Below are 16482 nucleotides of genomic sequence, written 5' to 3' on the forward strand. Positions count from 1 at the left end.
ATCGAGGGCAACTGTTACTACTATTGTACCTGATAACGCACGTGGGCTGAGGAGCCGCAAACTGTCTCGCTCAGTTATTTAAAAGGCAGCGCTTTATACTTGGAGCCATCCGTTAGGCACAGGCGCTAATCGTCATTTACCCTCATAAAAGACCTCTGCAGGTTATTTGGATTATACAGAACCTATTTAAAGAGGCTATACTTTATAACATAGCCTAAATGATATATTTAAATTATTTTAATAAACTGATTACCAGAACTAAGCATTTACTAAATACAGCGGTTAAACAACAACCATAAGCCAGCACAGCAAGTATAACTATTTATATATGTTTCCTATAAATAATACTCGCTTATGGTTAAAACCTCTACTCTAAAAATTTCCGATTATATCTTATTACCTTTTTTGGCACTTACATTTGCTTTTGCATCTTGCTCCACGCACATAGACAAGGACAAGGACGCTACTGCAAGTACTGAAACTGTGGCTCCTCAAAAGCCTGCCGCTGTTACAGTAGCCGCTATAAAAAGGACATCTGATGAGGTATACTTCGACCTGATTGCTGAAACTAAAAACTGCCTCGGAGAAAATCTATGGTTAGGCGGTAAACTCGAAAGTACAGACAAAGTTGTACTTAGCAATTCAGGAGCATTCTCTAAAACCAAAGTGTTTACTGTTACAGAGCTAACCGCTACCGGGCTAAGCTCTAATAATGCCTATCAGGTAAACAGCAACAACACCTTACAGGCCAGGTACGACAACAAGGGCACCATTTACCTGCAGTTAAACGATGGACAGATGCAGCTAAAACCCTACCCAAGTGCAGACCCGATCATGGTAGCCTATCAGCCTAACCCTAATGATGGTTATTTTGATGGCACGCTTGGCCGCTGGAGTTGTAAATAAAACAGGCTTTAAATGAAAAGGGGCGACTTGCATCTGCAGGTCGCCCCTTTTCATTTCATACTTTAATCAATGTCCTCTTCGTCTGCATCATCACTTTCAAAACCCATTTCCTTCATCCGTTTGTCACTACTTTCTAGGGCGGCTTTCAGTTCCGGGTTATTTTCGATGCGCTTGCCAATTTCTGGGTTAAACATAATCTCCAGGATGGTTTTGAGGTAAGGCTTTGTTTCTGCACGCTGCTCAAAAGCTTCCTTATCTTTTTCGGTCATGCCTTTAATCCAACGCTCTAACTCAGGTTTTATACCCTGAAGCGCAGTCACCATTTCATCGTTAAGCTTATGCACCATGGTTACAGTCTTCTTATCATCTTTCTCGGCAAAGGCGGCTTTCAACCCATTAGCATACTTCTGCATGATCTTATCATACTTGGCTTCGGTAGGGTGCGTGTTTGCTGCACTTGCTACGGTTTGTAAAACAGATGCTGCAACTGGCTGCTGTAGCATTACCCCTAAGCCCATACCGGCACTTAAAAGGTAAAGAATTAATTTTTTCTTCATAGGTAGATTTTGTAAGCGGTTTTATTTAACTAAAGTAAGATATTTTTGAATCTTTAGCAAAAACAGGAGCAGGTATAGACTAAAGATATGGCACTATTTACTTTAGTATTTCTGTTATATAGCATCAAATTCGTAATTTTGAGAATGATTTTATACAACGTTACAGTAAGTATAGACAACCAGGTGGCCGATGAGTGGCTGCAATGGATGAAAAGTGTGCACATACCTGAGGTGATGGGTACAGGCTATTTCTTGGGGAACCAGATTTGCCGTGTAATGGAAGACGAAGATACAGGTGGCACCACCTATGCAGTACAGTATACCTGCCGAAGCGTAGAAGACCTGCTGGAGTACCAACGTGATCATTCGCCGGCATTGCAGCAAAAAGTAAACGACCGTTATGCCGGCCAGTATGCCGCATTCAGGACGATGCTGGAGGTTGTGGGCGTAAACGTAGAACGCAACGAGCAGGAGTAGTAACCATACTTAATAAGAAAGCCGCACCTGAGCAGTTTAACTTGCTTAGGTGCGGCTTTTATACTTCAGCTACTACTATACAGCTGTATAATTCAGTATCTGCTCCTCTGTCATGTTGCAGTTTATCCACTCACCATCTAAGTTAGCCCCTATCTTTTTATAGAAGGCAATAGCCGGCTCGTTCCATTCCAGCACCTGCCACTTAAAACGTTTGGCACCGGATAGCTTTGCTTCTTCTGCTACAGCATTAAAAAGCTTACGCCCAATGCCTGTGCGCCTGTACCACTCTGTCACCACCAAATCTTCCAGGAAAAGCATTTTACCTTTCCAGGTAGAGTAGGCGGTATAGTATAAGGCAATGCCCACAATACCATCCGCTGCCGTTTCAGCCACAAAGAATTTAAAAATCGGATTCTCACCAAAGCCATCGCGCTGCATATCTTCCAGCGTATTAGTTACCTCCTGCGGGGCACGCTCATAATCTGCCAGTTCCTGTATAAGGCCATGCACTTGCGGCAAGTCATCTATTGTTCCTCTGCGTATGTTCATTTCAATTGCGATTTCTGTATCTTAATTCTTTAACTCCCACTCCGTTTTCGCCTGCACCAGTTCTTTGCCGGTGTCCTGGCTGGTAAGTTTGTGCAAAAGTATACTTTCTGCTTCTCCCATGCCAGCCTCAGATAAAACGGTATCTCCTAGTATACTTTCGGCTTTATAAATGATGTCTACTTCCCGGAGGTGCTTTTCCAATACTTCGGTAGGCAGCGTATCGAGTATCCATTGCAGGTAGCGGGTGTTGGTAACGTGGCGGTTCAGGTCAATGTCGTGCCAGCGCACAGGCATTTGCTGCGCATGCTGTACATCCTGTAACTGCGGCAGTTTACCTTTTGCAAAAGGCAGCGGCTCCTGACCCGGCACTACTTCTACTTCCATTATAAAATCAGGCACCGACACCAGCTGGCGCTTTACCACATCCATTACCAGCCACACACTTGTTGCCTGCCCCAGCAGCTCCTTCTCTGAAGTATAAACCCTAAAGTCGCGGTGCAGAAAAACACGCTCTCTGCCAGATGCCCAGGTTTCTACGGTTATACTTTCGCCATGCTTCGGGTAGCGGAACATCTCTACCCGCATACGCTGCAGCACCCACGTCAGTCCATGCTCCAGCAGGTCATACATCGATATACCCAGGTCTTTGGTATTCTCCCAGGCTGCCTCCTGCATATAGCTAACTAGTGCCGGCATGGTGGCTAGGCCACGGTAATCTATTTCATTTGAGCGGACGGTAAAGTGGCTGGTACCGGGATATGATTTCATAGGTGTGCGCTGTGGTATAGTTGCAAAGTACGGAAGAATTAAAACAGATGCTGTCTTTTGCCTTCAAACAAAAAAAGCCGCGCTACCTGATGCAGGCGGCGCGGCTAAAGTATAAATGGCAGATTTATACTTGGCTGTTACTATTGATTAAGGTACGGGTTAACGCCCATGTTCTTATAAACAAATGCCCACGTGTCTGCCCACTCCTGAATAACTAGCGATGTTGGCTTACCGGCACCGTGGCCTGCACGCACATCTACCCTTATTAAGTAAGGATTACCCGGAGCGCCTTTGTCCTGCAGCTCAGAGATAAATTTGAATGAGTGCGCTGGTACTACACGGTCATCATGGTCGGCTGTTTTAACCATAGTAGCAGGATACCTCACACCTTCTTTAATGTTGTGCAGCGGCGAGAAAGTATGCAGGTTCTTAAACTGTGCCTCGTCGTCTGATGAGCCGTACTCCGGCACCCATGCCCAGCCTATGGTAAACTTATGGAAGCGCAGCATGTCCATTACACCAACAGCAGGCAGGGCTACTTTAGCCAGTTCAGGGCGCTGTGTCATAAAAGCACCTACCAGCAAACCACCGTTAGAGCCACCAGCCACAGCCAGCTTTTCAGATGAAGTATACTTTTGGTCGATCAGGTACTCGGCAGCCGCGATAAAGTCGTCGAATACGTTTTGCTTGTTTGGCGTCATGCCGGCCTTGTGCCAGTCTTCGCCGTACTCGCCGCCACCGCGCAGGTTTGGCATGGCATAAACACCTCCGTTCTCCAGCCACAGCATATTGGCAATGCTAAAGCCAGGTGTCATAGAAATATTAAAGCCACCGTAAGCGTACAGGTAAGTCGGATTCGTACCATCCAGTTTCAGACCTTTCTTGTGCACAATAAACATCGGTACTTTAGTCCCGTCCTTCGAAGTATAAAACACCTGCTTCGTCTCAAAAGCATCAGTATCTACATTAACCTCTGTTTTGCGGAACTGCGTTACCTTGTTGTTTGGCACATCGTAGCGGTAAATGGTTGGCGGGTAAGTAAAGGAAGTAAAGGTAAAGAACGTCTCCTTATCCTTTTGGTCGCCTCCAAAGCCGCTTACCGTGCCCAGGGTGGGCAGCTCCACTGTATTAAGTTGCTTGCCGTTCTGGTCGTATAATACCACCTGACTGGTAGCATCTTTCATGTAAGTGGCTATTATACGGCCACCTACTGTAGATACGCCCTGCATTACATTCTGCGACTCCGGCACCACTACTTTCCAGTTTGCCTCCTGCGGTTTCTTTGGGTCTATCATCACCAGGCGGTAGCGTGGGGCGTTCTTATTCGTCATCACTAACAGCTTGTCTCCGAAGTTATCCACCACGTTGTACTCGTTTTCAAAGCTATCTACAATTGGCTTGATGGTTGATTTTGGATCAGCCAGGTCCTTGTAGTATAAAGCGTTGGCCCCACTTGCACCTTCTGATACATTTAAGATCAGGAAGCGCTCATCATCTGTAGTCTGCCCGTAGAAGTTGCGAAGCGGCTTGGTCTTATCTTCGTAAACCAGCTGGTCCTGGCTCTGCGGCGTACCAATCTTGTGGTAGTATACTTTGTGGTACTCGTTCTTATTAGCCAGTTTATTGCCTTCAGTTGGGGCATCGTAGCGGCTGTAGTAAAAACCGTCTTTGTGCCAGCTTGGGCCCGAAAACTTTACCCACTCAATTTTGTCATCCAAAGTTTTGCCAGTAGCTGCATCCATTACCTGGTAGGTATTCCAGTCGGAGCCGCCGCTTGAGGTGCCGTATGCCACATACTTACCGTCTTTAGAGAACTGAAGTGCAGTAAGGGCCACGGTACCGTCGTTGCTCAGCTTGTTCGGGTCGAAAAATACCTTTGGCTCAGCCTCCAGCGTTTCCTGCACATACAGCACGCTTTGGTTCTGCAGGCCATCGTTCTTAAAGAAATAATATTTGCCACCTTCTTTGAATGGAGCGCCATACTTTGGGTAGTTCCAGATCTCGGTCAGGCGGCTCTTGATCTTATCTCTGAACTCGATGTCGTCCAGGTAGTTAAACGTTACCTGGTTCTGTGCCTCTATCCACTGGTCTACCTCTTGGTTATGCGTCTCCAACCAACGGTAAGGGTCGGCTACCTGTGTGCCGAAGTAATTATCAACGTGGTCTACTTTTTTTGTATTCGGGTAATTCAAGTTGCTCTCAGCTGTTGCAGTAGCTGCTACTGTAGTTTCTGTTGTCATGCCTGTGGCAGTTGTATCATTTTGAGTTGATTTGCAAGCCGAAACAGCTGTTAAGCCGCCGGCCAGCAAAATTGCTGTTGTCTTTCTCATAATCACTTTGCCTGTAGTTTTGTTTAGCGTTGAGTGTAGCAAAGAACTAATATACGCATTTTATGTATAAAGCCGTAGCATGCCATGATCCAGGTACGTGTTTCGGGCTCCGTTTATACTTTATAATCAAGTGTTTTAAACGAAAAAAATCTTAGAAGGCAGCGCATACAACAGATACTTATAGTCATTACTTTTGCGGGCCTTTATTTAAAGCGGAGGCTTCTGTAATTAACATAAACGATGGTAGAAGAAGAAGAGAAGTTGCTGCAAAAATTTGAGCAGATAGCCGATAGGTTATCCGATAAAGGCTATGCAATTGTAGATAATTTTCTGGAGGCTGATGAGGTGCGCAACCTGCTGGATGTACTGCAGCACCACCAGGAACAAGGTACGTTTAAGAAAGCTGGCATAGGCCCTGCAGAAAATGTTACCGTAAACAAGCAAGTACGCGGAGATTTTATTCGCTGGATAGAGCCCTCAGAGGCATTGCCTCCCACCCGGATTTTCCTGGACCGCATGCACGAGGTAATGCGTTACATTAACCGTACTTGCTTCCTGGGCCTGAAAGACTTTGAATTTCACTTTACGGTATACCCTCCCGGCACCGTTTACCAGCGCCACCTCGACCAGTTCAGGACAGACGACCACCGCCGCCTCTCGTTTATCTGCTACCTGAATGATGACTGGAAACCAGAGAATGGTGGCAACCTGCGTTTATACTTGCCAAACGACGATGGTTCTGAAGAAGAGGTCGATATTCTGCCAATTGCCGGCCGCCTTGCCTGCTTCAGAGCCGATATGATTCCGCATGAGGTATTGGCTGCGAACCGCCACCGCTACAGCCTTACCGGCTGGATGCTGGACCAGCTGAACGAGCTGACCTTCTTGTAGAGGCGCCAAAATTTGCACCTCTACAACTTATCATCAGCTGCACCCTTAAATCGTATTTTTAATGGGCGTTGCTGCCTTTGAGTTCCTGATCAGCACTACGTACTGGCAAGCTTTTATAATAGTAGGTTTATCATCTTGCACTTGTATGTTCTGGCCGGGCAACAGCACTTTAGTTAATGCCAGCCTGGACGAAGTACGGTAAGGCGAATTTCTACCATCTACTTTAAAGATTGAAACTGAATTCTTTTTCGTGAGTGCCTTCAGGTCTTTAATGCCATCTATAAAAACCATCGGCCCATCGCTGTTTACCCAGCTTGTAGTTACATAAGCCTTCCCGTCGCGCATAGCCTCTGGCATTACAATGGTCGGCATCATGTTCTCGCTGTCTAACGACATAATATTTAACGATACCACCTTGCCTTTAAAAGTGTTCATCTCATGCTGCAGCAGCGCCGCAAATGGCGTTCTGCCACCGCCTACCTGGTTTTGCATAGCGTGTGTGTATCCCCACATGCCGTAAAACTGATCATTTTGCCACCCATGCACCTCGCTAAGTTTATTCAGGTTTAAGTACATCACACTATCCCTGTTCGTGCTGCTTTGAACATACTGTACATTTTGCAGCACGTGCTTCAGCGCCTGTTGCTCAGCCAGCGGCAAGGCACCGGCAACCGTTTTAATTTGGGGCTGATGAGAAACCAGGTATGTGCGTAGTGTTTCTGCTTTTACAGTATCGTTGTTTACCAGCAGCTGCAGCGTATCAAGTGTGTTATCCGAGCCGGAGCTATACGTTGCCAGCAGTTCTTTCAGGTGGCGCTGCGTTACCTGCATATCCTGTATCTTATCTACACCTACAATTTGTATTTGCCTCGTGGCTGGTAATGTTTTGTTTAGGGCATAAATTTTCTTCAGTTTATCATAAAACTCTTTGTTCCCCCATTGCGCGTTATACTTCACCCAAGTATCAAAAACATAGCTCAGCAGCTTTTCATTTCCTGTTTGCAGGTACTTGTTCAGGAAGTAAGCCTGGCTATAGTCTACCTCTGCCAGGTAATGGGTTAATCCGGCTTTCTTGTTCAGGTGTTGCAGCAGTTTAAAATCCAGTTCCTGTGGCATGGCATACCCGTGCACCTCTCCTAAAAAGTATACCTTGTTCTGATGAAAATGCTCGTCAAAAATCTTGAAGTCATCCTCTGCGCTAAGGCTGATTTCCTGCATGTTTTGCTTTAAGTACTGTTGGTGTACGGCACTCTCGCCGCCTACTGCATATAAGGCAAAAGCAAAGTATGCGATGGCGCCAAGTATAAGTAGTGCAAAAGGGGCAAGTACAACAAAAAGGGCGATGCGTTTTAAGGTTTTTCTCATGGTTCTGTGTTTTAAGTTCTGCACCAAAAGTATGATGCAGTAAAACACGCCGCTTGCAAAAGGGCTTAAATGCAGCTTTTAGGGCTGTTTAGCAAACTTTGGGACGAATGACAACCTTTCTGGGGTGTTTAGTTTGCCAGGAACTGCTCTTTTACCAAAGGTGCATAAGCCCGTGACACCGGAACCGGCTCAGGCACTTTATCCAGGTATAATTTGTAGCCTTGCGCGTTGCCTGTAACAGCACTTACTTTATCAAGATTAACGAGAAAAGACCGGTGACAGCGGGCAAACATGGGCAGGCTTAACTGGTCCTGCATACGGCTAAGGCTGCTGCGCAAAAGGGTTTTAGTTAGTTTGCCGTTTTCCATGTGGAACACGGTGCAGTAGTTATCGCTGGAGGCAATATAAAGCAGGTTGTTGGCAGGTAGTATAAGTTTGTCTTTCCCGTTTTCAGCCAGCAACTCTACCTTAGTTTCTTCTTGTGTGGCAACAGGTATTGTTTGTTTTGCAGGAGTAGCCGGCGTACTGTATTTGTTGGAGAGGTAAGCATAGTTAAGCAGTATAAGTATAGTTGCCGGAAAGGCACCTACCATAAAGCAGACAACTACCATGTACATAATCTGCGTTAGCGAAAAAGGCATTTGCCCGGCAAAGTAACCATACACGACACAGAAAAAACCAGCCATTACAAAACCAGCCATGTTCCGGAGTATCTCTTTCCAGACTGTCCAGTTACGTTCTGCAAAAAAAGTCTTGAGTATACTTCGAGAAAGATGGAAATCCAGTAGACTTACAACTACGGCCACCAGTCCGTAGCCGGCAAGTATAAGCGTTTTGTAAGGGTGGTGCCAGTTATAACTCCCGAAAGGCTGAAACACAACAAGTATAAATGCGATCAGCACACCAGAAAGTATGGCCTGCAAAAGTGCCCTTGAATTGCGTGGGTCGCGTGCCGGGTAAGGTTGCCGAAGAAATGAAATCATACGGTAGCGCAGAATAACTTCATACCTATACTTGCCTTAGCCGCTACTGCGAAAAATTGATTTCGGTGCTGTCGCCGATATTCAGGCTGTGGCTGAAACCCCGGAAAGAGGCATCGCTGCCAATAATAGAGTTCTGCATAACGGCATAGCGCAACTCTGAGTAAGACCCAATAATGGAGTTGCTAAGTATGGAGTTCGTGATAGTGGTGTTATCGCCGATAGCCACATTAGGCCCGATGATGGAGTTTGTAATGTTACAGTCCTCGCCTATACTTACGGGTGGTATAATAATGCAGCCGGGGCAGCGCTCGCTGTAATCGTTTGTCCGGAAGCGAGGGCGGTTAAGCAAAGTGGCGTTGGCAGCCAGCAGGGTATCTTTTTTACCGCAGTCAAACCAATGGTCTACTCCCCAGGTTACCATTTTCTCGCCATGCTTGATCATGTGCATCAGCGCATCGGTTAAATGGTACTCGCCTTGGGTGCGTATATCCTCTTTAATAATGTGCGCTAACGAGGATATGAGTTTGGACGGATTTACTATTTTATAAAGGCCTACCAGCGCAAAGTTTGACTTCGGAACCTTCGGCTTTTCAACCACCTTCACTATAAACTCATCGTTGCCAACCTCAGTTACGCCGAACAACGATGGCTTTGCTACCTTTTTAACACCAAGCACCGAGGTGGGCGCATCTATAATAGGTTTCAGGTCTACATCTACAATGGCATCGCCCAGCATTATAAGCAGGTTGCTTTCATGCTCGTAGGTGTGGCGGGCAACCCACAGCGCGTGGCCAAGCCCTTCGCGTGGCTCCTGCACCACAAATTCTGCGTTTATCTGCGGGTACTTTCTTCGCACATACTGCTCTACCTTCTCGCCCAGGTAGCCAATAATAAAAACGAAGTCTGTGATACCGGCATCCAGAATTTTTTCGATGATGTGCCCAAGTATAGTATTATCCGCCACAGGCACCAACGATTTAGGCTGCGTGTGCGTGTGCGGCCTAAGCTTTGATCCAACTCCTGCTACGGGTATAACTGCTTTCATAGACTATACTTTTCATGCAATATATCTATTTTATGCTGTATTTTAAACTTTATCCTGCTTTAATACCGCATTAAATTACCCTAACCTATATCATTACAGCACCTGAAAAGCAATCATAACATAGTAATCTGTTAATTTTATCATATTTATTGCCTTTCACCAACGCAGGTTTATTAAATTCGTACTGATATAGCTTTCTACTGCTATTATCAACGTATAGTAATAACATATATACATACCATTCAAACAATGAAAAAATTATTCTTCTATCTTATCGGATTTGTCATCTTAGCTTCTCAATCATCGTGTGGCTACAATACTATGGTGCAGAAAGACGAAACCGTAGAGGCTGCATGGGCTAATGTGCAAAACTCCTATCAGCGCCGCGCCGACCTTGTGCCTAACCTGGTAAATACAGTAAAAGGTGCTGCAAACTTTGAGCGGGAAACGTTAACAGCTGTGATTGAGGCCCGCGCCAAAGCCACCAGCGTAAACATAAGCCCCGACAACCTGACACCGGAAAACCTACAGCGCTTTCAGCAGGCACAGGGCGAGCTGAGTGGAGCCTTAAGCCGTTTGCTTGTATCCGTGGAGAAGTACCCGGAGCTTAAAGCAAACCAGAACTTTTTAGAGCTGCAGGCACAGTTAGAGGGCACGGAAAACCGCATATCCGTAGAAAGGCGTAAGTTTAATGAGGCCGTTCAGGATTATAACACCACGGTACGGTCTTTCCCTAACAACCTGATGGCTGGCATATTCGGTTTTGAGCGCAAAGGCCACTTCGAGGCTGAAGCAGGTGCACAACAGGCTCCAACGGTAGAATTTTAAGTTCGCTACTTGTTGGCCGCTTTCAAGTAAAGGCGATCAACTCTCAACAATCAAACTATGCCAAGAGACATCATAACTCCTGCAGATGAGGAGAAGATATTAGCAGCCATACGCGAAGCAGAGCAGAACACCTCTGGCGAGATACGCGTGCACGTGGAAAGTAACTGCAACCAGGATGTGCTGGATCGGGCAACCGAGGTTTTCGCGGAACTGCACATGCACCAGACCAAGCTTCGCAACGGCGTGCTCTTTTATGTTGCCCTCGATGACCACCAGTTTGCTGTGCTCGGAGATGCAGGTATAAACGCAACCGTTCCCGACCATTTCTGGGAAGACATCACAGCACACGTAATCAAACATTTTAAACAGAAGCACTACGCCGAAGGATTGGCAGAAGGTATACTGATGGCTGGGCAACAGCTAAAAGCACACTTCCCATACGACCGGAAAGGCGATGTAAACGAACTGAGCGATGATATCTCGTTCGGAGACTGATAAACCATGAAGAAACTCTTTTTACTGCTGTATCTCTGCGTTTTCAGCGTACTGGCATTTGCCCAGAGCAGCGAATTCCCGCCTAAACCAAACCGCCTCGTTAACGACTATGCAGATATGCTGTCGGCGGAGGAGGAACAGGCGCTGGAGCAAAAACTCAGAAATTACAGCGACACTACCTCCACGCAAATAGCCGTAGTGCTCATGACCTCTATCGGAGGTTACGACCCAAACCAGTATGCTGCCGAACTCGGAGAGCGCTGGGGCGTTGGCAAGGGCAACTACGACAATGGCCTGGTTATACTTGTGGCAAAAGAAGAGCGTACCGTAACCATACAAACAGGGTATGGCCTGGAAGAGTATGTTCCAGACGCGCTGGCTAAAAGAATAACCGAAAGAACGCTGAAACCGGCTTTCTCAAGGGGGCAGTTTTACGAGGGGATAGACCGAGCCACCAGTTTAATTATCGACTTAGCCAGCGGCGCCTACCAGGCAGACCCGACTCTGGAAGGCGAAGGTGAAGGAGAAGGTGGCCCATCTTTAATCTTTATCATCATCATCGTTGTGCTGGTACTTATCATCATATCCAAGATGGGTGGCGGCGGAGGCCGGGGCAATAGGCGCTATGCCAGAACATTTGGCGGCCCTGTGTTTATCCCTGGCGGCTTTGGCTCGTTCCAGTCAGGAGGTGGTGTTTTCGGAGGCGGCGGAGGCGGAGGCTTTGGCGGCTTCGGAGGAGGTTCGTTTGGCGGCGGCGGCGCAAGCAGTAGTTGGTAACACCTCTCTAAAGTATATGCATTTAAGTGTTAAAAGGGCTGCAAGTATGTTTTTATACTTGCAGCCCTTTTATATTTCCGGCCTACTAAAGACGCAGCAATTTTATACTTTAAGCCATACAAACTCTGTTAGTCTTTACTTGATCTATGGTTTTGTAATCATTTTAAGTTAATCGGCGTTATACTGTTTTATCATTTCAGAAGAAGCAAAAGCAGGCAGAAAAGGTTAATGAAGTTATTCGGAGATAGTATAAAAGCAAAGGTTGTAGTTGGGTTTGGGCTTGCCATAAGTATGGTAATTGTCGCTATCTACTTTACTTACGCCAGCTTTACACAGCTTCTAAATTCTGTAGACGAGCTATCTAAACCTAATGTAAAGCTTTCGGGTCTGCACCAAACGCTGTCCACTATCTCGGCGGCAGAAAGCTCTATCCGGACCTATACGCTAACCACCAACGACCGTCACTTTAAATCTTACTTAAGCCACCTGGATACGATTGAAAGCCAGCTGGATACCCTGCGCACGCTAATGCAAGGCAATAGCAACGACATGGCAAAAATCGATTCTATTGCCGTACTGCTCAAGACAAAGCAAAGCAGCCTGCAACAATTTGTTTCGCTTAAAAAGGAGCAGCAGCGTTTAAATCTTTCCGATAAGGCCATGCGCCAGATTGCATCATCAGCCGAAGAAAAGCCGCTCTCAACTACTATCAGGCAACACACCACTACTACCATATCAGACAGGCTGCCAGCTATCAAAGAGCCTGCAGAAATAAAACCGCAGCCACAACCTGAACCTGAAGAGGATAAAAGGGGATTCTTCAGCAAATTGTTCTCTAAGAAAGAGAAGGAAGCTCAGAAATCTGCCGCACCGCCCCAGGTGATTATACCCGAAATAAACGTTACCCGGGAGATTGAAGTAGACACAAACAAACTACTAACGCCTGTTGCACAGCTGGCAAAAGTGCGCCGCATACTAAACGATGTAAAGCGCGAGGCTGAAAAGAAAGAGGCCATACTACAAGCCCGTGAACTTGCACTACTGCACCAGGACAAGCAGATAATGGACCAGATCCGGACAATGATGTACGAGCTGGAGCAACGGGAGCAGGCACAATCGGAGCTTAACCTGGTGCGTGCCCGCACAGAAGCCAAAAAAACATCCACTATACTTTTAATTGTAGGCATCATAGGTTTAGGCAGCGGCATAGCATTTATACTAGTTATTCTGCGCGATATTACTCTCAGCAACAACTACAAATCCAGCCTGATAAGGGCACAGAAACAATCGGTGCAGCTAGCGCGTGCTAAAGAGGCTTTTGTGGCGAACATGAGCCACGAAATGCGCACTCCGCTTAACGTTATACTTGGCTTTACACAACAGATGCGACACACGCCCCTGCAACAGCAGCAGCAGGAGCATGTAACGGCCATCAACAGCGCAGGCCAGCACCTGCTGCACATTGTAAACGATGTACTGGACCTGTCTAAGATAGAGGCCGGCAAACTGAACATCAATCCTGTGCCTTTTAGCTTAAAGCAGTTGCTAACAGAGCTAGAGCAAGCTTTTACCCTGAAAGCATCCAGCAAAGCTGTAAACTTTAGCTGCCAGATATCAGATACTATGCCTGATGCCCTGGAAGGCGATGTGCTACGCATAAAGCAAGTGCTTTTTAACCTGGTTGATAATGCCATTAAATTTACACACGAAGGCCATGTGCAGGTTAACGTTACACTAAAGAGCCAACGCCGCAGCCGCATTACCACCTGCATAACAGTAAACGATACAGGTATCGGTATTGACAAGGAGCGCCTGCAGCATGTGTTCGGAGAATTTAACCAGGCCGATGACTCAATACTGCGCAAGTATGGTGGCACCGGCCTTGGACTTTCTATCAGCAAGAAGTTAGTAGAGATGCAGGGAGGCACCTTAGCAGTTGCCAGCGAGACAGGCAAGGGTACTACATTTACCATGGTGCTGCCTCTACTGATGGCCAGGCAGGCCATAGAGGCACCAGCCAAAGCTATACTTGCGCCAAGCTCTTTTAACGGTTACACCGCTTTAGTAGTAGATGATGATGCATTTAGCCGCACCCTTTGTGAGTTAATGCTAAGCAGATGGGGCATGCGCGTGCTTCTTGCAAATGATGGCCACAAAGCGCTGGAACTTGTAAAGCAACACAAATTTGATGTTGTTTTAACAGATTTGCAGTTACCCGGTGTTAGTGGAAAAACTGTTTCCAGGGCTATCCGGAAGTATGATAAAAAAGTACCTGTCGTGGCTTTGTCAGCGAACATATTAAGCAACGATCCTGATTTTTTCAAAGGCTCTGCCATTACCGGCCATTTATTAAAGCCCTTCACCGAACTGGAGATGCACCAACTGCTGGCCAGGGTTCTGCCCGCCACCGTAACACCTGCTGTTTTTGATGATAGTAGTATAAACGCTGAACCCATAGAAGCAGATGCTGAAGAGCCTCTTTATACATTGGAAGAAACGAAGCGTTTTACCGGTACCGACTCTCAAATACTCGCGATGGTGCTAGAGGTGCTGCTAACAGACCAGGAACAAAATTTGGCAAAACTAAAGGAACATGCTGATGCTGCGGATTGGCAAAAAGTTGGAGCGGTCGCACACAAGATGATCACGGGCTTCAGGCAATTAAAAGCAGCTACTGTAGTGCCTCACCTTGAGGTGCTGGAACAGGTACTACATGTTTCGGATGCAGATACGTCGGCTTTACCAACAGCTGTAAAACAAGTACAGCTAAATGCCACCATAGTACTGCGCGCCTTGCATCAGGAATTGGAAAGTATAAAACAATTGGCAGAACAACAGGCTGTATAGAGTTTAAGCGTCTATATCGTAAATTTTAAGTTTGTTGTATAGCGTTTTACGGTCAATTTTCAGCAAGCGTGCCGCCTTCGATTTATTATACCGCACTTGCTCCAGCGTCTTTAGTATCAGCTCCCGCTCATTGCGCTCGGTTATACTTTTAAGATCTGTTTCCACATGGTCTGGCAGCACATTTATACTTGCATCTGCTGCTTTAGCCACAGGCACATAGTTCACTACCTCCGGCGGCAACACCTGCGTCGTAATCACATCAGCCTTGGTAAGCAAAACAGCCCGCTTAATTACATTCTTAAGTTCGCGTAAATTGCCTGGCCAACTGTAGTTAAGCAGAACCTCTTCGGCTGCGGTATCAAACCCTATAATGTTTTTCTCCAGTTCCTGATTTGCATGGTATAAAAAGTGCCGGGCAAAAAGCAGCACGTCTCCATTACGGGCACGCAAGGGAGGTATATTTATCTTAAACTCGTTTAGGCGATGGTAGAGGTCTTCCCGGAACTGGCCTTTGCTAATTGCCAGCGCCAGGTCTTCGTTTGTAGCGGCAATCACACGCACATTAACATCCATATCGGTGGTACTGCCAATTTTACGGATTTTACGCTCCTGCAGGGCACGCAGTAGCTTTACCTGCACCTCATAAGGCAGGTTTCCGATTTCATCCAAAAACAAGGTACCGCCATCGGCAGCCTCAAACTGCCCCTTCTGGTCTGCAAGTGCTCCAGTAAAGGCTCCTTTTACATAACCGAACAACTCGCTTCCGGCTAACTCTCTGGATAAAGTGCCGCAGTCTATCGCTGCAAATGGTTTGTGTCGCCGCTTGCTGTTCTCATGTATGGTGCGGGCAACATACTCTTTGCCTGTGCCACTCTCCCCCTCAATAATTACCGACAAATTGGTAGGCGCTACTAGCTGTATAAACTCCTCTATCTGGGCTGATTCAGGGCTTTGACCGTGCACGTACTCCGCGTTAGCAGATGGCTGTTGCTCCGGCTGCGCGTACGCTTTCTTTTTAAGGGCGTTTTGCACCAGCAGCAATGTCTCATCGGGGTTAATGGGCTTTGTAAGGTATTCCAAAGCTCCCATTTTAATGGCTCTTACGGCAGTTTTTATATCCGCGTAAGTTGTCATCAGGATAACAGGAGTTGCCGGCGATATCACTTTGATCATACTTAGCAATTCCAACCCATCTTTATCTGGTAACCTGAAATCAGTAAGCACTAAATCAAATGTGTGCTCTCGGAGCAATTTTAGTCCCTCTTCTGCGCTGTGTGCTTCTTGCACCTGGTACTGCTGTCGCTTCAGGAAAGCACTTAGCATCAGGCAAAAGGCGGGATCGTCGTCTATAACGAGTATATGTGGCATAAGGGCGGCAGAAAATTCGTATTACTTGCTCAAATAGCATATCCTTAAACAGCAATATGCTGCTTAAGGTTGTAAAACATTATTCTGGGTGGTTAGCTATACTATGTAGTTATAGTTTAATAAGGCTACTGTAAAATCGAAATGGGCTTAAAACAGAAAAAGCCCCCGCGCCAACGGAAGCTTTCTCTTTATAACTTATATATGAATGGCATTAGCCACTTAACTGGCTTATCTCAACAGCCTTTGTTACTAACAGCTATGCAACATTGTTGCAGCACGTAGGCATTTACAAAGGC

General features: G+C 46.4%; 15 protein-coding genes. 7 read left to right on the forward strand and 8 right to left on the reverse strand.

Annotation, left to right across the window (positions count from 1 at the left end):
• Positions 1–405 precede the first annotated feature (405 nt).
• Positions 406–906, forward strand: coding sequence for a hypothetical protein (locus Q1A23_RS00410; protein WP_299817869.1), 501 nt, complete (start codon positions 406–408; stop codon positions 904–906).
• A gap of 62 nt (positions 907–968) precedes the next feature.
• On the opposite strand, the gene Q1A23_RS00415 is transcribed toward Q1A23_RS00410, so the two are convergent.
• Entirely contained in the window at positions 969–1463 is a 495-nt protein-coding gene (locus Q1A23_RS00415) for a hypothetical protein (protein WP_299817872.1), read from the reverse strand.
• Positions 1464–1607: 144 nt separating this feature from the next.
• Here Q1A23_RS00415 and Q1A23_RS00420 point away from each other — a divergent pair, with 144 nt between their 5' ends.
• Positions 1608–1940 (forward strand): DUF4286 family protein, encoded by a 333-nt coding sequence (locus Q1A23_RS00420; protein WP_299818823.1) that lies wholly within the window; start codon positions 1608–1610, stop codon positions 1938–1940.
• 75 nt (positions 1941–2015) lie between these two features.
• Here Q1A23_RS00420 and Q1A23_RS00425 read toward each other — a convergent pair whose 3' ends face one another.
• The 3 genes from Q1A23_RS00425 to Q1A23_RS00435 all read right to left on the reverse strand — a co-directional run bounded on the left by Q1A23_RS00425 (position 2016) and on the right by Q1A23_RS00435 (position 5587).
• Entirely contained in the window at positions 2016–2489 is a 474-nt protein-coding gene (locus Q1A23_RS00425; protein ID WP_299817875.1) for a GNAT family N-acetyltransferase, read from the reverse strand.
• Positions 2490–2510: 21 nt separating this feature from the next.
• Positions 2511–3257 (reverse strand): acyl-ACP thioesterase domain-containing protein, encoded by a 747-nt coding sequence (locus tag Q1A23_RS00430; RefSeq protein WP_299817878.1) that lies wholly within the window; start codon positions 3255–3257, stop codon positions 2511–2513.
• 140 nt (positions 3258–3397) lie between these two features.
• Positions 3398–5587, reverse strand: a complete 2190-nt coding sequence (locus Q1A23_RS00435) for a prolyl oligopeptidase family serine peptidase (RefSeq protein WP_299817881.1) — start codon at positions 5585–5587, stop codon at positions 3398–3400.
• Positions 5588–5827: 240 nt separating this feature from the next.
• On the opposite strand from Q1A23_RS00435, the gene Q1A23_RS00440 reads away from it, so the two are divergent.
• Positions 5828–6478 carry a 2OG-Fe(II) oxygenase gene (locus tag Q1A23_RS00440; protein ID WP_299817884.1) on the forward strand — a complete coding sequence of 217 codons (651 nt, stop codon included), beginning with the start codon at positions 5828–5830 and terminating at the stop codon, positions 6476–6478.
• Positions 6479–6523: 45 nt separating this feature from the next.
• Here the strand turns inward: Q1A23_RS00440 and Q1A23_RS00445 are convergent, their stop codons facing one another.
• The 3 genes from Q1A23_RS00445 to Q1A23_RS00455 form a co-directional block, all read right to left on the reverse strand.
• Positions 6524–7843 (reverse strand): hypothetical protein, encoded by a 1320-nt coding sequence (locus Q1A23_RS00445; RefSeq protein WP_299817887.1) that lies wholly within the window; start codon positions 7841–7843, stop codon positions 6524–6526.
• A 128-nt stretch (positions 7844–7971) separates the two neighbouring features.
• Positions 7972–8826 (reverse strand): LytTR family DNA-binding domain-containing protein, encoded by an 855-nt coding sequence (locus Q1A23_RS00450; protein WP_299817890.1) that lies wholly within the window; start codon positions 8824–8826, stop codon positions 7972–7974.
• Positions 8827–8869: 43 nt separating this feature from the next.
• Entirely contained in the window at positions 8870–9871 is a 1002-nt protein-coding gene (locus tag Q1A23_RS00455) for a sugar phosphate nucleotidyltransferase (RefSeq protein WP_299817893.1), read from the reverse strand.
• Positions 9872–10120: 249 nt separating this feature from the next.
• On the opposite strand from Q1A23_RS00455, the gene Q1A23_RS00460 reads away from it, so the two are divergent.
• The 4 genes from Q1A23_RS00460 (at position 10121) to Q1A23_RS00475 (ending at position 14818) form a co-directional block, all read left to right on the forward strand.
• The gene (locus tag Q1A23_RS00460) at positions 10121–10699 is read left to right on the forward strand and encodes a LemA family protein (RefSeq protein ID WP_299817896.1); all 579 of its coding nucleotides are present in this window, start codon (positions 10121–10123) and stop codon (positions 10697–10699) included.
• A gap of 57 nt (positions 10700–10756) precedes the next feature.
• Complete coding sequence (locus tag Q1A23_RS00465) at positions 10757–11194, forward strand: TPM domain-containing protein (RefSeq protein ID WP_299817899.1); 438 nt, start codon at positions 10757–10759, stop codon at positions 11192–11194.
• 6 nt (positions 11195–11200) lie between these two features.
• A complete protein-coding gene (locus Q1A23_RS00470; RefSeq protein WP_299817901.1) occupies positions 11201–11971 on the forward strand; it encodes a TPM domain-containing protein in 771 nt (256 codons plus the stop codon).
• A 228-nt stretch (positions 11972–12199) separates the two neighbouring features.
• Entirely contained in the window at positions 12200–14818 is a 2619-nt protein-coding gene (locus tag Q1A23_RS00475) for an ATP-binding protein (protein WP_299817904.1), read from the forward strand.
• Positions 14819–14821: 3 nt separating this feature from the next.
• On the opposite strand, the gene Q1A23_RS00480 is transcribed toward Q1A23_RS00475, so the two are convergent.
• Positions 14822–16186: a sigma-54 dependent transcriptional regulator gene (locus Q1A23_RS00480; protein WP_299817907.1), complete on the reverse strand. Its 1365-nt coding sequence runs from the start codon at positions 16184–16186 to the stop codon at positions 14822–14824.
• Positions 16187–16482 lie beyond the last annotated feature (296 nt).

This window comes from uncultured Pontibacter sp. (genome assembly GCF_947492645.1).
Lineage (GTDB): Bacteria > Bacteroidota > Bacteroidia > Cytophagales > Hymenobacteraceae > Pontibacter.